Here is a 20062-nt window from a genome sequence, read left to right as displayed (position 1 = left end):
GATAGTTGTTCCCAATCAACGGGATAAGCTGGTGCTGCGAGAGAGGATTGAACTCTCGACCTCTCCCTTACCAAGGGAGTGCTCTACCACTGAGCTACCGCAGCCTGCGATGGCGGCGCTTCTGCCATATCGAACCGGCAAGCGCAAGGCCAAGAAAAACCCAAAGCGTCGCATGCGATTCTTGCCAACAACTATAGTGGCTCGAAGCGGCATGCGCTGTTGATCCACAGCCCGAAACCTGCCCGGCCGCCTGCTTTCATGACATCGCTGGGCCAAAATGCTACCCATTGCGGAATCGCAGCCGGCTGACCACCGGTCAGGGATTGGACGATGGGCGAGAAGACAAATCCACCGAAAAAGGGCGAAGCCGTGCGCAAGGAACGCTTGGCCGAAGCGCTGCGCGCCAACCTGCAGAAACGCAAGGCGCAAGCCCGCTCGCGGCGCACCGGCACGACCGATGAGCGGCCGGAAGGATTGCCGGCTGCTGGAAAAATGCACAAGGACTAACCGAAATCGGCCACACTGGCCGACCAGTGTTGGTCAGGGTCTGGAGGAAATCCTATTTCTTGAACCAAGCCGGCCAATGGTCTAAGCCGGGCGCACCAACCGATTGAAACCGGCCTGTTCTGGCCGAGGGGACGTTTTCTTATGGATCGCATCAGAATTGTCGGCGGCAATGAGCTTGCCGGCACCATTCCGATCTCGGGCGCCAAGAACGCGGCACTGCCGCTGATGATCGCCTCGCTGCTCACCGACGACACGCTGACGCTCGAAAACGTGCCGCATCTTGCCGATGTCGAGCAGCTGATCCGCATCCTTGGTAATCACGGCGTCGACTATTCCGTCAACGGCCGGCGCGAGAGCCAGCAGAAAGGCTATTCGCGCACCATTAATTTTTCCGCCCGCAACATCGTCGACACCACCGCGCCCTACGAGCTGGTGTCGAAGATGCGCGCCTCCTTCTGGGTGATCGGGCCGTTGCTTGCCCGAATGGGCGAGGCCAAGGTGTCGCTGCCCGGCGGCTGCGCCATCGGCACGCGCCCGGTCGATCTGTTCCTCGAAGGCCTGCAGGCGCTGGACGCCGAGCTCGACGTCGACAACGGCTATGTCGTGGCCAAGACCAGGAACGGCCGTCTCCACGGCAATCGCTACGTGTTCCCGAAAGTGTCGGTCGGCGCCACCCATGTGCTGATGATGGCGGCCGCGCTCGCCAAGGGCGAGACGGTGCTGGAAAATGCCGCCTGCGAGCCGGAAATCGTCAATCTCGCCGAATGCCTGATCGCCATGGGCGCCAAGATCCACGGCGCCGGCACCCCCACCATCACCATCCAGGGTGTCGAGGCGCTGTCGGGCGCCCGGGTCCGCGTCATCCCCGACCGCATCGAGACCGGCACCTATGCCATGGCGGTGGCGATGACCGGCGGCGATGTGATGCTGGAAGGCGCGCGGCCCGACCTGTTGCAGACGGCGCTCGACGTTCTCGTCGAGACCGGCGCCGAGATCACGCCCACCAACGAGGGCATCCGCGTCAAGCGCAACGGCGCCGGCATTGCGCCAGTCGACGTCACCACCGCCCCCTTCCCGGCCTTCCCGACCGACCTGCAGGCGCAGTTCATGGGCCTGATGACGATGGCCAAGGGCAAGTCGCGCATCACCGAGACGATCTTCGAGAACCGCTTCATGCATGTGCAGGAGCTCGCCCGTCTCGGCGCCCACATCACGCTTTCCGGCCAGACGGCGATCGTCGACGGCGTTGCCAGGCTGAAGGGCGCGCCCGTCATGGCGACCGACCTACGCGCCTCGGTGTCGCTGGTGATCGCCGGCCTTGCCGCCGAGGGCGAGACGACGGTCAACCGCGTCTACCATCTCGACCGCGGCTTCGAGCGGCTGGAAGAGAAGCTCTCCGGCTGCGGCGCGGTGATCGAGCGGATTTCGGGCTGACGTTCCGCGGCATTCTTTCCGAGCGGTTGCGCCGAGCGGAAAGACCGCATAACAGAACGTTGAATTGTCAACGTTCAGGTGCGCATTCCGCATGGCAGCCCTCAAGCTCATCGCGCTCGACGACCAGGATTTGAGCATCGTCTCGGCGCATGTCCAGGACGCCGTGATGAAGGTCTCCGACCTCGAATACCTGCCAGCGACCAAGCGTTTCGTGCTGACCATGAACCGTTTCGTCTGGGAGGCGAAATCCGGCCTGTTTCGCCAGCACAATGAGCGCAGGCAGAGCGTTCTGCATTTCGACCGCGTGCTCGGCGCCAAGACCAGCGGCATCCAACGCGACAAGCCGGCCGAGGTACTGTCGTTGCTGGCAATCAGCTTCATCGCCATCAGCAAGCCGGCCGGCATCGTCGAACTGGTGTTTTCGGGCGGCGGCACCATCATGCTCGACGTCGAATGCGTCGAGGCACGGCTCGCCGATGTCGGCGGCTCCTGGGAGGCCACCTCACGACCCGTGCACAGGGGCTGAAGCGCAATGGCTATCACGCTCCGACAGCAGGACGCCGATTTCGAACAGCGTTTTTCGGCTTTCCTCACCACCAAGCGGGAAGTGTCGGCCGATGTCGAGGCCGTGGTGCGCGACATCATCTCCCGCGTGCGCGCCGAGGGCGACAAGGCGCTCATCGACTATACGCTGAAGTTCGACAGAGCCGATCTCGGCACGCTCGGCATTGCCGTCTCGAAGGACGATATCGCCAAAGCCTATGAGGCGGCCGATCCGGCCACCGTCGACGCGCTCAAATTCGCGCGCGACCGTATCCACTCGCATCACGAGCGGCAGAAGCCTAAGGACGACCGCTATATGGATGCCGCAGGCGTCGAGCTCGGCTCGCGCTGGACGGCGATCGAAGCTGTCGGCCTCTATGTGCCTGGCGGAACGGCGAGCTATCCAAGCTCGGTGCTGATGAATGCCGTGCCGGCCAAAGTCGCCGGTGTCGAGCGCATCGTCATCGTGGTGCCGGCTACCGGCGGCGTCATCAATCCGCTGGTGCTGGTGGCGGCCGACCTTGCCGGCGTCTCGGAAATCTACCGCGTCGGCGGGGCGCAGGCCGTCGCCGCTCTGGCCTACGGCACCCAGACGATCAGGCCGGTCGCCAAGATCGTCGGGCCGGGCAACGCCTATGTCGCGGCGGCCAAGCGGCAGGTGTTCGGCACCGTCGGCATCGACATGATCGCCGGGCCGTCGGAAGTGCTGGTCGTGGCCGATGCCGGCAACGATCCGGACTGGATCGCGGCCGACCTGCTGGCGCAGGCCGAGCACGACGTTTCGGCGCAGTCGATCCTGATCACCGACAATGCCGAATTCGGCAAGGCTGTCGAGCAGGCGGTCGAGCGCCAGTTGAAGGTCCTGCCGCGCGCCGAGACGGCGGCCGCGAGCTGGCGCGACTTCGGCGCGGTGATCTTGGTGCCGACGCTGGAAGCCTCGCTGCCGCTGGTCGACAGGATCGCGGCCGAACATGTCGAGCTCGCTTTCGAGGATGCCGAGGGCTTCCTTTCCAGGATGCGCAACGCGGGCGCGGTGTTCATCGGCCGGCATACGCCGGAGGTCATCGGCGACTATGTCGGCGGCTCCAACCATGTGTTGCCGACCGCACGCTCGGCGCGTTTCTCGTCGGGTCTGTCGGTGCTCGATTTCGTCAAGCGCACCTCAATCCTGAAGCTCGGGCCGGAGCAGCTCAAGGCGTTGGCACCCCCTGCGATCGCGCTTGCCAAGGCGGAAGGGCTCGATGCGCATGCCCGCTCCGTCGCGATCAGGCTGAACATGTAGCGATGTCGGGCCATGACCAAACCCGCAACAGGCTGATCGACGTCGAGCTCGACGAAACGATCGGACGTTCAACGCCCGACGTCGAGCACGAGCGGGCGGTGGCGATCTTCGACCTGATCGAGGAAAACAGTTTTCGGCCGGTCAGCGACGACGGCGCAGGCCCTTACAAGCTGAAGCTGTCACTGGCCGAGTCGCGCCTTGTTTTCGCCGTCAGCCGCGAGAACGGCACCGACGTGGTGACCCACATCCTGTCGCTGACGCCGCTGAGGCGCATCGTCAAGGATTACTACCTGATCTGCGAAAGCTATTACGAGGCCATCCGCTCCTCGACGCCGAGCCATATCGAGGCGATCGACATGGGCCGGCGCGGCCTGCACAATGAGGGCTCGCAGACGCTGATGGACCGGCTCGCCGGTAAGATCGAGATCGACTTCGACACGGCGCGGCGGCTGTTCACGCTGGTCTGCGTGCTGCACTGGCGCGGTTAGATCAGGATGACGTTTCGTTGAAACACCATCCTGATCCAGCTCTTTGTTGGAGCATGATCTTTTCCGAAAACCGGTTCCCACTTTTCGGGATCATGCTCTTTTGTTGGAGCATGATCTGGTCCGAAAACCGGTTCCCACTTTTCGGGATCATGCTCTAGTGCCCGCCCTGCCCCACTCGATCCTGTTTTTGTGCGGCATGAACGCCGTGCGCTCACCGATCGCGGAGCAGCTGGCGCGCCGCATGCTGCCCGCCACCACATTCGTCGCTTCGGCCGGCGTGCGCGCCGGCGAGCGCGACCCGTTCGTCGATGCCGTGCTGGCCGAGGAAGGCCTCTCGCTCGGCGAGCGTCAGCCAAAGGCATTGGAAGAGCTGGAGGACTATTATTTCGACCTGATCGTCACGCTGGCGCCGGAGGCGCACCATGCAGCGCTGGAGCTCACCCGCTCGCTGGCCGTCGAGGTCGAATACTGGCCGATGCCCGACCCGACCGACACCGGCGGCACCCGCGAGCACATCATGGTGGCCTATCGCGACGTGCGCGAGCGGCTGAAGGCGCGCATAAGCCGACGTTTCCTGCTTCCGGAGGTTAAAAGCGCGACGGATTAAGCGTGTTCACAAGCGGACGATTATCATATAGGTTCCGCCGCAATTTCCAGCCGAGTCCTGGAACTACCATCCAAGCAAAGGTATCGAATGCCGAAGGAAGAAGTCCTCGAGTTTCCAGGTGTGGTCACCGAACTGCTGCCCAATGCGATGTTCCGCGTGAAGCTCGAAAACGAACACGAAATCATCGCCCACACGGCCGGCCGCATGCGCAAGAACCGCATCCGCGTGCTGACCGGCGACAAGGTCCTGGTCGAGATGACGCCTTACGACCTCACCAAGGGCCGCATCACCTACCGTTTCAAGTAACCGTCTGGCGCGAACCGCGATGAGCATCCTGCAGAAGCTCGTGCTTGCCTCGGGTTCGCCGCGCCGCATCGAACTCTTGCAACAGGCCGGCATCGAGCCGGATCGGGTGCTGCCCGCCGATGTCGACGAGACGCCACTGCGCGCAGAGCATCCGCGCTCGCTGGCCAAGCGCCTGTCCAAGGACAAGGCCGAGAAGGCGCTGGGGTCGCTGAAAAGCGAGGACGACTACGCGCCCGCCTTCATCCTCGCTGCCGACACGGTGGTGGCGGTCGGGCGGCGCATCCTGCCCAAGGCCGAGACGATCGACGACGCCATCAATTGCCTCGGCCTGCTTTCCGGCCGCTCGCACCGGGTCTATTCCGGCATCTGCCTGATCACGCCGGGCGGCAAGCTGCGCCAGCGGCTGGTGGAAACCAGGGTTCGCTTCAAGCGGCTGCCGCGCGAGGAGATCGACGCCTATGTCGCGTCGGGCGAATGGCGCGGCAAGGCCGGCGGCTATGCCGTGCAGGGCCTGGCCGGCTCCTTCGTCGTGAAGCTGGTCGGCTCCTACACCAATGTGGTCGGCCTGCCGCTTTATGAAAGTGTCGCGCTGCTTTCGGGCGAAGGCTTCAAAGCGCATCAGAACTGGCACGCTGCGCGCTCATGAGCCTGGACGACAAGGTGACGCCGCTTCGGCCGAAGCGGCCCTGCCCCGAATGCGGCAAGCCCTCGACGCGCGAGCACTACCCGTTCTGCTCGGCGCGCTGCAAGGACATCGACCTCAATCGGTGGCTGAAAGGCGCCTATGTCATTCCCGGCCGAGATGGCGAGGAGGACGAAGACGACAGCCCGAAGCCGGGACCCGCGCCCAAGGACGAGGGGTAAGCGGCGGCGGCCATTGGTTTTCGGCGATTTTTCTTTGCCGACAAAATCAACGGCTCGGCTAAGTACTTGTTTTCACTCAATTCCAAAGGGAAAAAGAAGCGTTCACTTTTCCCGGAATTGCGCTTGTTTTTACGCAATTCCGGGGTGGAAAACCGCTGCACACTTTTCCTGGAATTGCTCTGGACAGCCAAGATACCCGTGCTATAACCCACGCGCTTTCAAGGGGTGCCGCCCGGCGCTCTTCTGAAATCCGGCGTGCGGTTCCCGTTAGCCGGCGCAGGCCCAGATAGCTCAGTTGGTAGAGCAGCGGACTGAAAATCCGCGTGTCGGTGGTTCGAATCCGCCTCTGGGCACCATCACCTTCCCCAGGAAAATCAAGCACTTAAAGTCTGGACAAGTTGTCCACTCTTTCGATTTCATGTCGCGCTACTCTGCAACACACTCCCTTATTTTCCAAGGGTTACAAAGCGCTACGAAACACTCCACGCGACATGCACGCGACATGAAAAAGGCCCGGAAGCCGGAAGCCGCCGGGCCATTGTGTCGCCAACTTGGCGACTTATTGGGCAACCACTCTGGTTCTTTTTTCGAGGTCCAGGAAGTCGCCGAGCAAGTCGCGCAAGGCCGGCGGGAAACTCATGACGAACTGTCCCAAGGGGTGAGCGGTCATCCGCTGACGGTCGCGCAAGCGCCGAGCTTCATTTCGCGTGTAGAGGTTCGCCATGGATTCCGCCTCGCATTTGCGCCCGCGATACACCGCCAGACAGTTTTCGGTCCCGTCCGGCAGGCATTCAATGACGGCCCACTGCCGCCGCTTCCGATCTCCGAAAAGCACAAGCTCGGGGCGGTAGCTTTTGCCGCCGCGCGTGAATGGAATGATGTCGCTCATGACTGCACCACCTGGAGCGGCACCACATCGATCTTTTCGTAGAAGACCTTGCGTAGCTTAAGGGAAAGCTCGGCGGCCTTATAGCCGATGTAGAGCAAGCGGTTCGCCTCACCGGATGTGAGAACGACGTTTCGGCCCTCCTTGCTTTTTGCGCGGAAAGCGTTTTCCAGCAAATCGGCCAGCACGTCGATCATGTCGTCGCTATCGCAGACCAAGGGTTCCAGATCATTAAGAGCTTGCCGGTCCGTGTTCATGACAGCACCTCCCGATCGAGGAAGGCCAGCGCCATAGCAATGAGCCTCTCGTCGCCATGATCGCAGAATGCCTTGTCCTCGATCGCGTGGCGCATGGCCTCAGCCACGCCGCGCAAGCTCGTGGGAGTGGGCGGATTGTTGTACAGCCTATCGGAAACCGGCCCATAGGTGGCTTGGACGAGGGCTTCCTCGTTCTCTTTTGTCAGAACCTCATCGGGGATTGCCTCGAACTCAGCTATCTTGGCGCGGTACTCGGCGATCAAGTCTGCAAGGGGGTCAGCAGCCGCCAAGGCCACAGGAAGCGCTGTAGCGCCTGCTATGGCCGGCAGCGAGGCTAGAGCGCCAAGTGCGGCGCGACGTGTCATTGCCTGATTATTCATGGTCCAAGTCCCCACGGTTGATTCGGCTTCTCACAGCCGGTGTTCAATCGTTGCATTCTGCGGCGATTGAACGTCCATCGGCGGACGGCGCCGAAAGCCGGGGGGTGAGAAACTGCCGTGAGACAGCTCGAACGCTTTTAAGGTTTCCCTCTGGACAGCACGCTCGACCCCGGCCATATTCAGCCGGTTGGAGCCGCGCCGCCAAGCGCGTCCATTGAGGCTCGCAAATTCGCGAAACCTCGTTCATCCGAGCCCCCCGCCAAAGGGAGCAAGACCCCGCCAAGGGTCCATTCGGAGATATCACGGTCCGGGTTCTCACACCCACGGACACGCTGCGCTGATTTGCCGAAAAATTCAATTCCCCTTTTCTGGGGAGATCACTGCTTTACGCGACAGGCCGAGGCCGGCCTTGCTTGTGCATGCCAGTTGCGCGATGCTTTCCTCAAGTGGGAGGGCTTAGCAATGTCATTACGTCTGTTGTTTTACGCCGCGATGATGGTCACGGCCTCTTCGCCGGCATTAGCCGATAAGGTTTGCACAGTTGCCGCTGGCCTGATGGCAGGGGAATGTCATGCTGGCGACAACGTGAAGATGTTCGCGATCAGACAAAGTGACTTGCCCGATACGATTCTAAGATTTTGCGACACAACGGTTCAAGTCATGACCATGCCGGATACGGTGAGCGCGCAGATCGGCTCCGATAAGAATTTCGTTGTGCTCTGCAAATTCCACAAGGAACAGTGAGGCTTTAATGACCCCAATGGCCGCATTGATCCTTGCACTTGTTATGCTGGCCGCCCTGGTTGCGGGGATGGCATCTCTGGCGGACGGCAAGCGAGGCGTTAGAGACATTTTCACGGCCATGGGCTGGATGTGGCTCTTCATCATCGGCGGTGGGGTGTTGATAGCCCTACTTGTCTCTTTCGGATGAGGATGGGCTATGCCTTTTCGTGCGGTGGATATTGTCGAAGACCCAATGGCTGTCATGGCCGTGTCTTCATTGATCGGCCTCTTTCGCATTCGGGATTCGAGGGGCGATCCGATCGATCCAGAAAGCATAGGCTCTGGCACTCTTATGAGGATGCCGGGCGATGTATACGGCATTCTCACAGCCGCACATGTTCTAGACGAACTGCCGGACGAAGGCATGATTGGCTACCTGACTTTCACGCGACAAGACAGTCGGCAGCAAACCAAGATAGATGTGCAGCTTACGGACAAGACTTATGCACCCGGATGGCAACCTGGCATCCCGGTCCCCGATATCGGATTTCTTGAGATCAAAGATAAAGCTGTGATCGAGACGATACGAGCGCGGGGCTGTTCGTTCTTCGATTTCGGGCGGGACAGGCAAGTGGAAAGCGACAAAGTTGGGGTCGCGTATTACGCAACGGGCGTTGTGAACGCCACACGGGTCGAGATCCTGGAGACTGCCGGAACACCAAAGATCACCGGCTACACGGCTATGGCAGGATATTGCCCTGCCGTCGACAAGTTGATGGTCGGAGACTGCAAGGTTCTGAGCGTCATGGTCGATACAAATGATCCTCCCGAAACCTACGGTGGCGTGAGCGGCGGGGGCTTGTGGCTTTTCTTGGCGCCAGATGGTGATGCTAAGAGGGCGCAACGATTTTTCATCGGCGTTCTGTTCTTCGAGTCAGACCAGGACGCGAATGGAAACAGAGTGCTTCACGCGCACAGCCTAGCTGACATTGATCGCCTTTTGCTTCCCCATTTTCAGGAAAAGGCCGCTATGAGTCGCGGCTGATCGATCAGCAAAGGGCCGTTTTATGGTGTGCTGGTGATCGATCCGATTGTGCCCGCGCCCAAGCCGACCTTGGATTTTGCCCACTCTTTCAGCAGACCAATCCCGACTTCCTTCAGCACGCTGAGAGGCAATCCGGCCAATTCAGCGGCAGAGTACGACTGCTTGATTTTGCTCCAGACGCCTTTGTTTACCAAGGCAGCGATAAAGTCGTGCCCTTCCCAAGATAGATCTTTGATGAGAACAACGTCATAGGGCTGAGAGACGCGTGTCGACAATGGCCCGTCGATCAAGCCAGCTTCGGAAAGCATTTCAATGTGACGGCCGACCACCACCTCATCGTGGCCCTCCAGCGTCAATGGCCTTGGCGTCAAATCGGTTCGATTTTGCACCGCAAGTAGGATTTCCCGGATCAATTCCATATCGCGCTTCACGACAGCCCTCCCCTTCGGGTCGAGCGCGACAATAACCTGACGATTGCGCGGAATCATAGTGGCCACCAGGCTAGGGCCAGTATGACGGCCAGCGCGGCAATGAGGGCCAGGGTCGGCATCGGTCATCCCCCCCATCGGCCATTGATGCCGCGAATGGCTTGCTGGACAGCCAGTGACGTAGCCCTCTCGATTTCTGCCATGGACTGCCGCTGCGGCGGCTCCGTCGTTTTCCAGTTGTGGACGTTGTTGACGGTGAGATTGATTTTGACCGGCCGATCGTTGGATGACGAGCCGGAAGCGCGACGATCTTCATACTGATCAGGCCGAGCGATGATGACGCGTTCGTTCGGGTTCTTGAAGAACTCGACATGCTGAGTATCGCCGGGCGGGATCATGCCGCCGCTGTCGAAGCCCAAGACAGGCGTCGTCCCGCCCCGGCCGGTCGCGAGATTAGCAGCATTGCGTGCGATCTGGGCCGGCGTCGCCACGAGTCCTTGCGCGAATGGCACGATGCCATCGCCACCACCAGCCATACGTGCGGCCTGATAGTTCGACTGTGCGGACGCGAATGCCTTACTGTATGCGGCATCCCACGCCGCCTGGTCAGAGGGTACACCTGAAGATGAGCTGCCAGAGGACGAGGAACCGGAGAAGACCGATGAGCTTGCTGCCGTTGCCGTCTTGATGTCGTCGAGCAACTGCGTGGTTTTTCGCGTGTTGGCCTCGATGTTCATCTGGACCGTCCACATGCGGTCCGCATCTTGCGTGGGCTGCATTCCGGTAAAGCCCGATTGAGCGCTGGCGAGTGCTTGGGCGAACATGACCGATTGCGCGTTCGGAACGACGCTGCCGGCGGCCGAAGGCACAACAAGTTCCGGGCCGTGCTCGCCGACCCAATAGGGCATGTTGGCTGTCATCGGCCCACCAGCGGCGCGCGCGCCGCCAAAGCGGGTGACGGTCACACCACCGGTGCCGCTGCCGCTCTCGCTGGGCACCGTGTAGAGCTGCTGAGTGAAACCGGCAGTATTATCACCGCCATACCGATTGACGTTGACCGTGCTCGATCCACTGATGCCATAGGATGAGCCTGTGCCGGCCGCTTCGCCGCCGGTGTAGGACGACGGGACCGAATACTGCGTTTGCGTGCCTGTGCCGATCTGGCGAGTGACAAGTGTTATGGTGACGGTCTTGTCCTTAATGGCCTCGATAGCGGCTCTGAACTGCCTCGCCTGGGCCGTGTCAGTGTCGAGCTGCATGCGCGTCTGCACAAGCGTATCGAGGAACTTGTTGACGGCATCGACGCCGAATCCATCACGGATCAGCGTCTGCCGGATCATATCGATGCCTTCGAAAACCGAACGCGTCGTCGCGTTGCCGGTATTCATGGCGTCGAAAAGCCGATTGACCGTATCGACCGATCGCTGCAGCTCGGAATTGGCGTTGGCGATGCCGCTGACATCGTTGAAGAACAACTTAACGTTATCCGGACCGGCGGCCGAGGCAATTGCCTGCTTGAGCTGCTCGGCTTCCTGCGTTGTGGCTCGAAGCTGGCTATCAAGTTCGGTGAAGGTAGAGAGTTGATTGCGGCGAGCTTCCTGAACGGCCTGGCCCACCAATTGGAAACTGGCCAAGGTGGTTTGCAGCGAGCGCTCAACACCGAACTGGCCCGAACCTCCACCGCCCAGCGAACCGAAGATCTTGCTCACGACATCTTCGGCGCCACCTGCCGATGCCTTCACCTTGTCGAAGCCGCCAGCAAGATCGAAAAGCGTCTGTTTCGCGCGAGAATTGTTGTCGACGATATCCTTGATGGCGCTCTTTTCGTTCAGCTTGTCCTGAAGCTCAGCCGCCTTGTTCGCCGCGTCCTGGAAGTCCTTTGCGAACTGGCGCGCATTCTCCGAAAGGGCTGGGTCGACGCGCATCCGGCCAAGGGCCGCCGCAATCCTGTCAGCCGAATCCGCCGCTCCTGATTTGCCGATGGTGGCAAGCTCGCCGAAGGCTTCCGCGCCCTTTTCGCCGACCAGACCGAATTCCTGGCTGACGCCCTGCAACTGCCTGGTGAGGAAACCGAGCGTATCGTTGAGGGTCTTCTGATTTTCCTTCACCTTGTCCTGGATGTCGGCGCTCGCCACCGACTGCGGAATCTTCTTGGCGGCTTCCTCGTACTGCTTTGCTGCCTTCGCCGCTTCAGGATAAGCCGCCGCGATTTCATCGATCAGTGCCTTATGCTCGGAAAGCACCTGATCGACGCTCTGAATCGAATTGCGAGTTGTCAGGACGTAGGCGGTCAATCCTCCGACTGCTGCCACGCCGGCCGTGGTAAGAATTCCGGGGATTGATGTCAGCCACCCAGCAAAGGCCGCGCGGGCGCCCGACGTTGCCGCGATCAAGCCCTGTTCGCCCGACAAGGCGAAACTCAAATGATTGACTTGTTGCAGCAAGGCCTGCGATGCCGGCACGCCGAGCATGAGACCCTCAGCCGCCGAACGGCCGGCATGCGCCAACGACAGCATTTGGGCCGAGCCGAGCCGGGACGCACTGGCTACATGCTCGGTTTCGGATGCAACAACCCGCGCTGCGCCTGCCTGGCTGTTGAGAGCACCGATAGCGCCGCCGGTCAGAGTCGCCTTTTGCTTCTCTAATTCGACGCCGATCTTGTTGGCGCCGTTTATCTCGACCAGTGCAGCCTCGTACTGCTGCATAGACGCGCCCATGACGCTGAAATTCGCCTTGGTTTCGAGCTGGGCGAGATTGAAGCTCTCAAGCGTCGCGGTGGCGCTCTTGGTTGCCGCTGCTACTTTCTCCAGGCTGGCGGCGGCCGGCGAAGCTGCCCCGACCATCTTTGCGAGCAAGCTATTGTTGGTCTCGATTAGGCCCGCAATTTTCGTGAGGCCCGCCGAAATCCCGGCACCGCTCAGCTTCGCCGATACCGCCGCGTCAAACGCGCCAGCCTGCTGCTGCGCCTTGGCAAGCGCAGCCTCGAAAGCCGCAGCGTTAGCGCTGATTTGAATTACGACGTTGCCGGCGGTTTCCATGATTATGCTCCCTTGAAGGGCCGGCCGCCATTGCACAGAGCGGCGACATATTCGGTCAGTTTGCCGGAAAGCTCGACAAGGTTCGAAGCGGCAACAGCCTTGGCGGTGCCTCTGGCTTCCTCGCCTTTCAGGCCGGCGCCAGCATTGATAACCACGGCCATAACGCCGACGTTCAGGCGGGAAATTGCAGCCATTGCTGGGGCAAGCCCGTCCGATGCGTCGGAAATGGTGAGCGCTGCCTGACCCGAGTGGGTCAAGGTTAAGGTCTTGCCGTCCAGTTCGATTTCGATTGCTTCAGCCATGATTGGTTGCTTCCTTAAGCCGCTGCTGCCGGCTGGGTGATTTGGATGCCGGGATTGTCGGCGAGATATTCGGCAGTGTTCGCGTAGAACTTACCAAGGGCGATTTCATCGGCCGTTGCCGCAGGGTAAGCGCCCTGGCCTGGGATGACCTTGACGATCTTCTGGCCTTCATTGAGCAGCCACGGCGTCGGGACGGCCTTCTTCTCGAAGTCGTCAAAGGCCTTGCCATCAAGGCCAATGGCGGCCTTGATGTCGTTCCGAGCAACGAGCATTGCCGCCTGTGCGGCTTCGGCGGTTTCCTCCGCCTCCCGAATCTCTGCGATCTGCCCGCCGAAACGGCGGTCAACCACCAGATCGCGAAGCTGTCCGAACTGCACATCCATGAGTCCGGACAGACACCCTGGCGCAGAGAGGATCGCATCCGCGATCCGCTCGTCGGCCGTCCCTGTCACAAAGGCGAAGCGCTCATTAGGGGACATACCCCTGACCATCGCGCGAATTTCCTGCCGCTCAAGAGCAGCGGCGATATTGGTAGGGTCCGGCGCCGGAATCGCCAGGGCTGCCCGACGCGACTTGGCGTCGGCGAGAGCCCTGGCGATCGGCGCATAGGCCGCCTTGAGGCCGGGGAGATAATTTTTGGCGGCATCATCCTTAAGCGTCTTCTGCCTGCCGATTTCGGTGAAGCTCGGGTCGGTCTTGATCGCGGTGGCCCGAGCGTTGAAGCGGTCGGCGACATCGAGACAGGCGGCGGCGGCTTGCCGAAGCGCGTCGTTCTTGACGCGGGAAGTAATCTGCGAAGTGCGAACTTTGTTCATGTGGCGGTCCTTTAGCCGACAATCAGGTAAAGCGTTGCGGGGTCGGGCGGCGACAGCGCGTCGTATTCAGCCTGCGTGAGTTTCGCGATGCGCTCGAAGTCCGAATTCACGGCCGGGAAATCAGCGGCCGAGAGGTCGAAGCTCATGAGACTGGCCGGGCTGCATCGCAAATGGTGGCGAGTTGGAAATGCGAAGGGGCCGACTGCCGTCGTTCCGGTGCTAATTGCCGTGGTGCTAATTGAGGCGTCACCGGGGTTATTCCCCATCCGCTCATGCGTTCCCGTCGCGCCTGCCGACATGGTGATCGTCAGGACGGTGTATTCTGGCAAGCTGACGACTTCGGAGCCGCCAATCGGAAGCGTCTTCATGATTAATCCCCTGACGTGACGGCGGCGATCAGTTCATTGCCGCGATCCCGAACCAAGTCTTGCCAGTTCGAGCCATTGTCAGGGCTGAACTCGCCATGGCGGAGAGGCCACGGAACCGAATCCGGGAAGGCATAGAACGATTTGGGCGGCTGAACGCCTGTCAGCGATCGCACATGGCCGTTTTCGAGTGCGCGATCATGGGCGGCGAGGTCGATGAATGCGGCCTGGAGTTCGGCGAGCGCCTTGACGTAGCGGGCGCCGGCCATGCCGTGGGAGGTGAGAAGGTCTGAGGCTTTCACTTGCGTCTCCTGTCGAGGTAGGCTTGGTAATTTCGCTCGCGCTCCGCCTTTTGGACGCGCTCGGCAGCGAGCATGGCGTCAACTTGGTCGTAGGGGTTGCCCCCGCTGCCGGAGCGGGAAAAGGTCGTATCGCCTCCGACCATCGTGTAAGTGCCAACGGAGTATCCGACCGGGATTTTCCGTTCCTCCTTCACCATCAACTCGGAGAAGGCCCAGACGAGCGCATCGAGGCGATCAGGTGAGAACCCCGCGCGGGCGCGGTCGAAGTCGCTGGCAAAGCTCGCAAGCTGGTCCTCAAGGGTCGGAAAGGCGCCGACATGGGAAATCTTGCCCTGCTCATAGAGAGCAGAAACAGGCTCGGCACGAACAGCCTTGCCGCGAGAGGCATGCACGGCCCGATAAGGCACGTGCGGATCAACCATGCGAATGGTTGCCTCGACCAAATCACCGCCTTGATTTTTCTCCGCGACGATTCGGTCGGCCTTGAATGCCCGAAAGGCCTGGACCGCCCTGTCGGCCCACTCATTCGGAGCGTATCGGCCGGAATCGTCATCCAGCACATATCCGCGACCATCGAATCCCAATCCGGCAACGACAATGCCAGTTTCGTCCGAGCCTTCTTTGTTCGAAATGGCGGGATCGATCGCCACCACAATGCGCTTTAGCTCGGGTGCCTTCTCTACCCGGTCCCTGTCGAACCAGGAGCGCTGCCAGAGGGCGCCGGCAATATCTTCGAGCAGTTCACCGTCCAACTCCTGCCGGCCAAGCCTGGTGCCGCCGTAACGGTCCTCGATCGCCTTGATAAAGGACGGCGCAAGGTTGCTGGCATTATCCTTGGTCTTGCCTCGGGTAATGACGACATCCTGCCCCGCCCTGGCGATCAGGTCGCGGAGGATCTTGGTCGGCTTTGGCGTGGTCGTCACAACCGCTTGCGGTCGCGTACCGATGCGAAGACCGAATTGCAGTTGATCCCACGCTTCCGAGTAGCGCCATGCGCCCAACTCATCGCACCATGCCGCTTCATGCTGAGGGCCACGAAGGCGTTCCGGCTCGTCGGCAGAGAACGTCATGGCAATGGCGCCGTTCGGCCAGGTGAGCTTGCGCAATGCCGGCTGGTAATCGGGGCGATTCCACTTCGGAGCGCTTGCCAGGATTCCACTTTCGCCTTCGACCATGATGTCGCGCGCATCGCCGGCAGTCGGTCCGACCAAGGCGATACGGCTCTTGCCCGCCGCGATTTGCTCATGAACCCATTCGGCGCCCGTACGCGTCTTGCCGAAGCCACGGCCGGCCAGGACAAGCCACACAGCCCAATCGCCCTCCGGCGCAATCTGCTCGGGACGAGCCTTCATGCGCCAGCTTGTGGCCAGCGACTCGGCAAGGGCTGCTGCGAGGCCGTTAGACTGCTTGGGCATGATACTCACCCTTTGGCAGCGCTATGGCCTTGTAGGCCTCTGGATCGGGCGTAGCTTCGATCTCCTGCAAGGCCCCGACGACGGCGGCCAATGCCTGGGGATAGGGCTGCAATGCCCGGATGAGGGTCTGTTGCAGCTCGGCGAAGGCTGGGGACGCCAGGAAATTGAACTGTTGATTGACGGTGACGCTTCTGCTGCCGATGTCCTTCAACTCACCTGTCAGCTTGCCTATCTCTCGAAGGCAATCGAGGGCCTTGCCCGACACAGCGGCGAGGCCGTGGCGATCGTTGACGGTGGCGGCTAGGCGGACCTGTTGGAGTAGGCTGGAGCGGATCAGGGCCAAGTAGTCGATTAACGCAATGCCTTCCTCTGCTGCCCTTGCTGCGGCCTCGGCAATGGGCACATCGGCCAGCATCACCGCCTTCTCGTCCTCGGTGACGTGGTTCTTCATGTGCCGCCACAGGCTGTCACGGCCACCACTGCCAAGCTCGAACTTCTCGGCGACGGATTCGAGGCTCATGCCGGCAAGGCGCAGCATTTCGATCCGCAGCCGATCGGGATGACGGCAGACGGCGCAGCGTGAAGTCTTGAGGATGGTGCTTGCCTTACGCAAATCTCGGCTTCCTGGTTAGGGATGGTGCCGAGTGGCGCAAAGGCCGAGTGGCGAGTGTTCAGCACGAAGCGAACACAAAGAATCTAAGCGAAAAACCGTCGCGCTTCAAGCAAATTCGACAAGCGGACTATTTATCCGCTGTTCATATCCTAAGCCACGGATTTTGCGTGACTAATTTTTGCATGTCGCAACCGTGTCGCGTCGGTCGCCATGCGAAAGAAAGATGGCCCAGGAAAAAGGCCCAGAAATTTTCCGGGCCTAAAATTTCCTGTGAAAGATCGGTGCCGATTGCTTCAGCCGCTGGCCGCGATATCGCCAGAGCGAGCATCGCACGCGGAAGACGGAAGGGCCGCAATAGCACCCATTATTTCCCTCATTGCCTCGAAGCGGATTTGCATCCCGTTTGAGCCTGGCCTTAGCTCTCCATCCTTCATGAACCACACCCTCAGCTTGAGCGAGCGCTTACCGTTCTTCTCAATGACGCTGACGCGGATCTCCTCATTGCGACCGTGGGGAATCTTGGCGATCGTCTCCTCGTTCATCGCCTTACCTCCAACGTTGAACGCTCGCGCCCGGCCTCGAAGAGGGCGCGGAGCGTATAGGGGGTATGGGGGTGAGACAGTGCAGGGAGTAGGCAGGGAGTTAGCACCAGTCGGCAGGGGGTACGGCAGAGAGTATTGCACCCACCTCGGCAGGGAGTAGGCAGGGAGTAAGGCAGGCTCATTCACCTGCCCTCCGTAGCTGCAATAACGGTCTTGCGCTTCGATGGCGGCCCTTCCGACTGCACCGCTTTGATTTTCCCGCTCGCGAAGAGACGGTTCATCGCAGCTTCCAGCCCACGCTTGTTGACGCCCTCGTTTCGAGGATCGCGGCTGAAGGCAGCAGGTGCGTAGGTAGGCGCATTCTCATGCGGGCTGACGTGGCGGCCCTCGTCCTTGCGGATGCGCAGCAAGTCGAGAAAGACACGTTCCGCCTTGGACTCGGTAGCGGCACCAGCCATGCCGCCACCCGTGGCAGGCTTGAACACGCCAGCCTCCCACCTGAACCGGATCTCCTGCCCGATCGGCCCGTAGTTGGCCTTTACGGTGCGAAGGATGCGGACATCAGGGTCCGACTCTTTCCCGTCACCATCCTTCGCGCGCTCGAAGTAGAGACGGCTGCGAACGCTGTTGTTCCAGGCGGTGGAACCCGACGAGCCGCTGCCGCTGGCCATGCCCGAAAGCGATGGATGCGCCAGGACCAAGCCAGTAGTGTCGTAGGAGATGCACAAGCCGCGAAGCATGCCGATGAACTGGCGAGCTTGGGCGCGTTGGTTCTCCTCGCCGCCATATGCATCGGCGAGGGTATCGATGATGTAGAGATCAGGCCGCACGGTTCTCAGGAGCTGGTGTAAGCCCACAAAGACCTGTGTCGGCTTGAGGATATTGCTCTTGCCCTGCGGCGCGGCCAAGATCGCGTCTTTGCCTGCCATCGGTGCGATAGTGAGCCCGGCGAGATCGGCCATTCCAAGGTCACACGATGCGGCGATGTCGGCCAGGCGGCGGTGCAACTCGTCAACGTCGTCTTCGGCGCTGAAATACACCACCTTGCCGGGCCTGACAGCACGGCCAGCCCAATAGCCTTCGCCTTTCTCCTGTATGGTGGCAACGGCAAGCTGGAGAGCCAAGAGGCTCTTGCCGGTCCCGCCATCACCATTCAGCAGTGTTACCGTCTTGGCCGGGATCAATTCCTCAACGTGCCATTCACGCGGAGGAATAGGCCGGTCGGCGAGGCTGTCGGCAGCAAAGGCCGCCAAGGCGGTCGGCTTGTCATAGTCGACATTGCGGTAGGGATCGTTTTCGGAGCGGCTATCCATCAATAGCTCCTCCGCGCCTGGCGACGCCATTCTGCCGCAGCTTCGCCGAAGTAAGACGGCACTGCCGGCGGCACTGGTCGCCACTGCCTACCGGCGAACTCGGACACAACGCCCGCAGCGAAGCTATACAGCCTCGTCGTCGGCTCGTGTTCGTAGCCCGCGTCATCGAAGCAAAGCACCGCCCGCTGAAGACTGTTGCGGGCCTGGGTTAGATGCCTCACAGCTGCACCGACAAACACATCATCGATGTTGGGGATCGTCGGCCGGATCGTCATGCCGCACCTCCCTGCCGTGCCGCCGGGAGAGTTTCAGCCGCCCAGCGTGCGATAAGCGCGGCCTCGGCACGACCGTGGTCTTTCTTGCGGCCGAAGTGGTCACAGCTCGGCCAAAGGCGGATTGCCAATGCCCTTGCCGCTTCCTTGTCACTATCGAGCTTGAAGTGCCTCTTCCACGATACCGGCGAAACCAGATGCGTCGAGACGTTCAAGGCCGCCAGCGCGCCAAGCACGGCGCCGTGAGCCACGCCGAACCGGAACATTGACGACACACCCTGGCCAGGGCGAGCGCCGACGTTCTCCACGATCGCGAGATCGGGCCGCATTTGTTCGATGCGGCGAGCAAGGGCCGCTGCGTCGATGGTCTTGGCGGCCACCGGCATATCGTAGGCGGCGACACGATCGGGCGCCGCAGGGAAGTAAAACGCAATTGCACCGGACAAGCCGGGATCGACACCCAGGATGCAGAGAGTATGGCTCATACCGCTGCCCTCCCGAACATCAGTTCAGCAAATGCGCGGGCAGTTGGCGGCTTCAGGCCATAGCGGTCGACCAAAACTTTCGCTTGGAAATCAACCGGGAACAGGTTAATTTCAAAAGTGTCAGTTGTCGGGAAGCCTGACGATTTTGAGAGGCCGGTTAGCGCTCGATACGCTGCCGGCCTCGCTTCATTCAGGAGGTCCATTGGCGCCCCCTGCGGCTGTCATAGACTTCGCTGGCGACGGAACAGGCCTCGTCCAGCGTCAAGCCGAACCGGCTCCGCATCTCGGCAATCAGCGGAAACTTAGATTTGGGGTTCTTGGCCTCGCCCCTCAGCCAGTCATATGCGAAGGCGACGGCTTCGCAATGTTGATGGTCGTCGGTGTGGAAAAGGTGCTTCATCTAAGCCGCCTCCACCGGAACGAGATCGGCGAAGTACGTCCTGATGGCATGTCGAGATGTGACCCACTGCACGCCGACCTTCTTGGCGGGCAAGAGTCCTTTTTCGAGGATGTAGAAGGCCTGGCGTTCGTTCTTGAGGCCAAGTTCGCGTGCGATTGCGGCGGCGCCCCATACGAGGTCGAGGCCGACATTGATATTGCTCGGGTTCACCAGCAAGCTCCGTTTGAGCGGGCGCTTGCGTCAGGCTGTCGAATGCACGAATAGCCGGCGCAGCGCGGGTTAACGCTTGCTTCCGGCTCGTGTTTGTCGATCTGGAAAAATCGGTTGCCGGAAGATCGGTGGCACATCCATGCCGCGCGCCGCTCCAAACGGCTTGACCTATCCGGGCCTTGCCGCCGACGAGTCATCCAACTGTCGGCTGCGGACTATGTAATCTCGTTTTGTTCTCAT

General features: G+C 61.0%; 30 protein-coding genes and 2 tRNA genes. 13 read left to right on the top strand and 19 right to left on the bottom strand.

The window, feature by feature from the left end:
• Positions 1-29: 29 nt before the first annotated feature.
• Positions 30-104: transfer RNA gene (locus tag EN869_RS25585), tRNA-Thr, on the bottom strand.
• 226 nt (positions 105-330) lie between these two features.
• Here EN869_RS25585 and EN869_RS34580 point away from each other — a divergent pair.
• From EN869_RS34580 to EN869_RS25540, 10 genes are all read left to right on the top strand, one after another.
• Positions 331-507 (top strand): hypothetical protein, encoded by a 177-nt coding sequence (locus EN869_RS34580; protein WP_167498735.1) that lies wholly within the window; start codon positions 331-333, stop codon positions 505-507.
• A 141-nt stretch (positions 508-648) separates the two neighbouring features.
• Positions 649-1941, top strand: coding sequence for a UDP-N-acetylglucosamine 1-carboxyvinyltransferase (murA, locus tag EN869_RS25580; protein WP_127230034.1), 1293 nt, complete (start codon positions 649-651; stop codon positions 1939-1941).
• A 91-nt stretch (positions 1942-2032) separates the two neighbouring features.
• Positions 2033-2467, top strand: coding sequence for a DUF2948 family protein (locus tag EN869_RS25575; protein ID WP_127230033.1), 435 nt, complete (start codon positions 2033-2035; stop codon positions 2465-2467).
• A gap of 6 nt (positions 2468-2473) precedes the next feature.
• Positions 2474-3766 carry a histidinol dehydrogenase gene (hisD, locus tag EN869_RS25570; protein WP_127230032.1) on the top strand — a complete coding sequence of 431 codons (1293 nt, stop codon included), beginning with the start codon at positions 2474-2476 and terminating at the stop codon, positions 3764-3766.
• A 2-nt stretch (positions 3767-3768) separates the two neighbouring features.
• Positions 3769-4254 (top strand): UPF0262 family protein, encoded by a 486-nt coding sequence (locus EN869_RS25565; RefSeq protein WP_127230031.1) that lies wholly within the window; start codon positions 3769-3771, stop codon positions 4252-4254.
• 157 nt (positions 4255-4411) lie between these two features.
• Positions 4412-4861, top strand: coding sequence for a low molecular weight phosphatase family protein (locus tag EN869_RS25560; protein WP_281015757.1), 450 nt, complete (start codon positions 4412-4414; stop codon positions 4859-4861).
• A gap of 87 nt (positions 4862-4948) precedes the next feature.
• Positions 4949-5167 carry a translation initiation factor IF-1 gene (infA, locus tag EN869_RS25555; RefSeq protein ID WP_006200926.1) on the top strand — a complete coding sequence of 73 codons (219 nt, stop codon included), beginning with the start codon at positions 4949-4951 and terminating at the stop codon, positions 5165-5167.
• Between the two features lie 19 nt (positions 5168-5186).
• Positions 5187-5813, top strand: a complete 627-nt coding sequence (locus EN869_RS25550) for a Maf-like protein (RefSeq protein ID WP_127230030.1) — start codon at positions 5187-5189, stop codon at positions 5811-5813.
• Positions 5810-6031: a DNA gyrase inhibitor YacG gene (gene yacG, locus EN869_RS25545; RefSeq protein WP_127230029.1), complete on the top strand. Its 222-nt coding sequence runs from the start codon at positions 5810-5812 to the stop codon at positions 6029-6031. The genes EN869_RS25550 and yacG overlap by 4 nt, the downstream gene beginning before the upstream one ends.
• A 280-nt stretch (positions 6032-6311) precedes the next feature.
• Positions 6312-6387 (top strand) — tRNA-Phe (locus tag EN869_RS25540).
• A 203-nt stretch (positions 6388-6590) separates the two neighbouring features.
• Here EN869_RS25540 and EN869_RS25535 read toward each other — a convergent pair.
• From EN869_RS25535 to EN869_RS25525, 3 genes are read right to left on the bottom strand one after another with little or no spacing between them, the layout of a single operon-like run.
• Positions 6591-6920 carry a hypothetical protein gene (locus tag EN869_RS25535; RefSeq protein WP_128334393.1) on the bottom strand — a complete coding sequence of 110 codons (330 nt, stop codon included), beginning with the start codon at positions 6918-6920 and terminating at the stop codon, positions 6591-6593.
• Positions 6917-7174 carry a hypothetical protein gene (locus EN869_RS25530; RefSeq protein ID WP_128334394.1) on the bottom strand — a complete coding sequence of 86 codons (258 nt, stop codon included), beginning with the start codon at positions 7172-7174 and terminating at the stop codon, positions 6917-6919. The genes EN869_RS25535 and EN869_RS25530 overlap by 4 nt, the downstream gene beginning before the upstream one ends.
• On the bottom strand, positions 7171-7554 hold the full coding sequence (locus EN869_RS25525) for a hypothetical protein (RefSeq protein WP_128334395.1): 384 nt from the start codon (positions 7552-7554) through the stop codon (positions 7171-7173). Before EN869_RS25525 ends, EN869_RS25530 begins: the two co-directional genes overlap by 4 nt.
• A gap of 462 nt (positions 7555-8016) precedes the next feature.
• On the opposite strand from EN869_RS25525, the gene EN869_RS25520 reads away from it, so the two are divergent.
• The 3 genes from EN869_RS25520 to EN869_RS25515 are packed head-to-tail and all read left to right on the top strand — an operon-like array spanning position 8017 to position 9322.
• Positions 8017-8298 carry a hypothetical protein gene (locus tag EN869_RS25520; protein ID WP_128334396.1) on the top strand — a complete coding sequence of 94 codons (282 nt, stop codon included), beginning with the start codon at positions 8017-8019 and terminating at the stop codon, positions 8296-8298.
• Positions 8299-8314: 16 nt separating this feature from the next.
• Positions 8315-8485 carry a hypothetical protein gene (locus tag EN869_RS34575; RefSeq protein WP_189384647.1) on the top strand — a complete coding sequence of 57 codons (171 nt, stop codon included), beginning with the start codon at positions 8315-8317 and terminating at the stop codon, positions 8483-8485.
• A gap of 9 nt (positions 8486-8494) precedes the next feature.
• The gene (locus tag EN869_RS25515) at positions 8495-9322 is read left to right on the top strand and encodes a hypothetical protein (protein ID WP_128334397.1); all 828 of its coding nucleotides are present in this window, start codon (positions 8495-8497) and stop codon (positions 9320-9322) included.
• 20 nt (positions 9323-9342) lie between these two features.
• Here EN869_RS25515 and EN869_RS25510 read toward each other — a convergent pair whose 3' ends face one another.
• The 15 genes from EN869_RS25510 to EN869_RS25440 all read right to left on the bottom strand — a co-directional run bounded on the left by EN869_RS25510 (position 9343) and on the right by EN869_RS25440 (position 19822).
• Positions 9343-9879, bottom strand: coding sequence for a DUF2513 domain-containing protein (locus tag EN869_RS25510; RefSeq protein ID WP_189384644.1), 537 nt, complete (start codon positions 9877-9879; stop codon positions 9343-9345).
• Positions 9876-12788, bottom strand: coding sequence for a hypothetical protein (locus EN869_RS25505; RefSeq protein WP_128334399.1), 2913 nt, complete (start codon positions 12786-12788; stop codon positions 9876-9878). The genes EN869_RS25510 and EN869_RS25505 overlap by 4 nt, the downstream gene beginning before the upstream one ends.
• A 2-nt stretch (positions 12789-12790) precedes the next feature.
• Positions 12791-13090, bottom strand: a complete 300-nt coding sequence (locus EN869_RS25500) for a hypothetical protein (RefSeq protein ID WP_128334400.1) — start codon at positions 13088-13090, stop codon at positions 12791-12793.
• A gap of 14 nt (positions 13091-13104) precedes the next feature.
• Positions 13105-13905, bottom strand: a complete 801-nt coding sequence (locus tag EN869_RS25495; RefSeq protein WP_128334401.1) for a hypothetical protein — start codon at positions 13903-13905, stop codon at positions 13105-13107.
• A gap of 11 nt (positions 13906-13916) precedes the next feature.
• On the bottom strand, positions 13917-14273 hold the full coding sequence (locus EN869_RS25490; RefSeq protein WP_128334402.1) for a hypothetical protein: 357 nt from the start codon (positions 14271-14273) through the stop codon (positions 13917-13919).
• A gap of 2 nt (positions 14274-14275) precedes the next feature.
• The gene (locus EN869_RS25485) at positions 14276-14572 is read right to left on the bottom strand and encodes a hypothetical protein (protein WP_128334403.1); all 297 of its coding nucleotides are present in this window, start codon (positions 14570-14572) and stop codon (positions 14276-14278) included.
• A complete protein-coding gene (locus EN869_RS25480) occupies positions 14569-15987 on the bottom strand; it encodes a terminase family protein (RefSeq protein WP_128334404.1) in 1419 nt (472 codons plus the stop codon). The genes EN869_RS25485 and EN869_RS25480 overlap by 4 nt, the downstream gene beginning before the upstream one ends.
• Positions 15971-16600 carry a hypothetical protein gene (locus EN869_RS25475; protein WP_128334405.1) on the bottom strand — a complete coding sequence of 210 codons (630 nt, stop codon included), beginning with the start codon at positions 16598-16600 and terminating at the stop codon, positions 15971-15973. The genes EN869_RS25480 and EN869_RS25475 overlap by 17 nt, the downstream gene beginning before the upstream one ends.
• 293 nt (positions 16601-16893) lie before the next feature.
• The gene (locus tag EN869_RS25470; protein ID WP_128334406.1) at positions 16894-17142 is read right to left on the bottom strand and encodes a transcriptional coactivator p15/PC4 family protein; all 249 of its coding nucleotides are present in this window, start codon (positions 17140-17142) and stop codon (positions 16894-16896) included.
• 182 nt (positions 17143-17324) lie between these two features.
• On the bottom strand, positions 17325-18455 hold the full coding sequence (locus EN869_RS25465; protein WP_128334407.1) for an AAA family ATPase: 1131 nt from the start codon (positions 18453-18455) through the stop codon (positions 17325-17327).
• Positions 18455-18730, bottom strand: a complete 276-nt coding sequence (locus EN869_RS25460; RefSeq protein ID WP_128334408.1) for a hypothetical protein — start codon at positions 18728-18730, stop codon at positions 18455-18457. The genes EN869_RS25465 and EN869_RS25460 overlap by 1 nt, the downstream gene beginning before the upstream one ends.
• Positions 18727-19212: a hypothetical protein gene (locus tag EN869_RS25455; protein ID WP_128334409.1), complete on the bottom strand. Its 486-nt coding sequence runs from the start codon at positions 19210-19212 to the stop codon at positions 18727-18729. Before EN869_RS25455 ends, EN869_RS25460 begins: the two co-directional genes overlap by 4 nt.
• Entirely contained in the window at positions 19209-19415 is a 207-nt protein-coding gene (locus EN869_RS25450) for a hypothetical protein (RefSeq protein ID WP_128334410.1), read from the bottom strand. The genes EN869_RS25455 and EN869_RS25450 overlap by 4 nt, the downstream gene beginning before the upstream one ends.
• Positions 19403-19612, bottom strand: a complete 210-nt coding sequence (locus tag EN869_RS25445; protein WP_128334411.1) for a hypothetical protein — start codon at positions 19610-19612, stop codon at positions 19403-19405. Before EN869_RS25445 ends, EN869_RS25450 begins: the two co-directional genes overlap by 13 nt.
• Positions 19613-19822 carry a DNA-binding protein gene (locus EN869_RS25440; protein WP_245517767.1) on the bottom strand — a complete coding sequence of 70 codons (210 nt, stop codon included), beginning with the start codon at positions 19820-19822 and terminating at the stop codon, positions 19613-19615.
• Positions 19823-20062: the final 240 nt, after the last annotated feature.

This window comes from Mesorhizobium sp. M2D.F.Ca.ET.226.01.1.1 (assembly GCF_004022705.2).
Lineage (GTDB): Bacteria > Pseudomonadota > Alphaproteobacteria > Rhizobiales > Rhizobiaceae > Mesorhizobium.
Note: the sequence above shows the minus strand (reverse complement) of the source record. Positions and strands in the feature narration are given on the sequence as shown.

Coding starts and splice junctions, on each gene's coding strand:
- EN869_RS25490 (WP_128334402.1), bottom strand. CDS start 14,273: ATGAAGACGCTTCCGATTGGCGGCTCCGAAGTCGTCAGCTTGCCAGAA.
- EN869_RS34575 (WP_189384647.1), top strand. CDS start 8,315: ATGGCCGCATTGATCCTTGCACTTGTTATGCTGGCCGCCCTGGTTGCG.
- EN869_RS25455 (WP_128334409.1), bottom strand. CDS start 19,212: ATGAGCCATACTCTCTGCATCCTGGGTGTCGATCCCGGCTTGTCCGGT.
- infA (WP_006200926.1), top strand. CDS start 4,949: ATGCCGAAGGAAGAAGTCCTCGAGTTTCCAGGTGTGGTCACCGAACTG.
- EN869_RS25505 (WP_128334399.1), bottom strand. CDS start 12,788: ATGGAAACCGCCGGCAACGTCGTAATTCAAATCAGCGCTAACGCTGCG.
- EN869_RS25565 (WP_127230031.1), top strand. CDS start 3,769: ATGTCGGGCCATGACCAAACCCGCAACAGGCTGATCGACGTCGAGCTC.
- EN869_RS25575 (WP_127230033.1), top strand. CDS start 2,033: ATGGCAGCCCTCAAGCTCATCGCGCTCGACGACCAGGATTTGAGCATC.
- EN869_RS25510 (WP_189384644.1), bottom strand. CDS start 9,879: ATGACCGATGCCGACCCTGGCCCTCATTGCCGCGCTGGCCGTCATACT.
- EN869_RS25460 (WP_128334408.1), bottom strand. CDS start 18,730: ATGACGATCCGGCCGACGATCCCCAACATCGATGATGTGTTTGTCGGT.
- EN869_RS25470 (WP_128334406.1), bottom strand. CDS start 17,142: ATGAACGAGGAGACGATCGCCAAGATTCCCCACGGTCGCAATGAGGAG.
- EN869_RS25550 (WP_127230030.1), top strand. CDS start 5,187: ATGAGCATCCTGCAGAAGCTCGTGCTTGCCTCGGGTTCGCCGCGCCGC.
- murA (WP_127230034.1), top strand. CDS start 649: ATGGATCGCATCAGAATTGTCGGCGGCAATGAGCTTGCCGGCACCATT.
- EN869_RS25525 (WP_128334395.1), bottom strand. CDS start 7,554: ATGAATAATCAGGCAATGACACGTCGCGCCGCACTTGGCGCTCTAGCC.
- EN869_RS25465 (WP_128334407.1), bottom strand. CDS start 18,455: ATGGATAGCCGCTCCGAAAACGATCCCTACCGCAATGTCGACTATGAC.
- EN869_RS25515 (WP_128334397.1), top strand. CDS start 8,495: ATGCCTTTTCGTGCGGTGGATATTGTCGAAGACCCAATGGCTGTCATG.
- EN869_RS25535 (WP_128334393.1), bottom strand. CDS start 6,920: ATGAGCGACATCATTCCATTCACGCGCGGCGGCAAAAGCTACCGCCCC.
- EN869_RS25445 (WP_128334411.1), bottom strand. CDS start 19,612: ATGAAGCACCTTTTCCACACCGACGACCATCAACATTGCGAAGCCGTC.
- EN869_RS25495 (WP_128334401.1), bottom strand. CDS start 13,905: ATGAACAAAGTTCGCACTTCGCAGATTACTTCCCGCGTCAAGAACGAC.
- EN869_RS25500 (WP_128334400.1), bottom strand. CDS start 13,090: ATGGCTGAAGCAATCGAAATCGAACTGGACGGCAAGACCTTAACCTTG.
- EN869_RS25530 (WP_128334394.1), bottom strand. CDS start 7,174: ATGAACACGGACCGGCAAGCTCTTAATGATCTGGAACCCTTGGTCTGC.
- yacG (WP_127230029.1), top strand. CDS start 5,810: ATGAGCCTGGACGACAAGGTGACGCCGCTTCGGCCGAAGCGGCCCTGC.
- hisD (WP_127230032.1), top strand. CDS start 2,474: ATGGCTATCACGCTCCGACAGCAGGACGCCGATTTCGAACAGCGTTTT.
- EN869_RS25480 (WP_128334404.1), bottom strand. CDS start 15,987: ATGCCCAAGCAGTCTAACGGCCTCGCAGCAGCCCTTGCCGAGTCGCTG.
- EN869_RS25520 (WP_128334396.1), top strand. CDS start 8,017: ATGTCATTACGTCTGTTGTTTTACGCCGCGATGATGGTCACGGCCTCT.
- EN869_RS34580 (WP_167498735.1), top strand. CDS start 331: ATGGGCGAGAAGACAAATCCACCGAAAAAGGGCGAAGCCGTGCGCAAG.
- EN869_RS25450 (WP_128334410.1), bottom strand. CDS start 19,415: ATGGACCTCCTGAATGAAGCGAGGCCGGCAGCGTATCGAGCGCTAACC.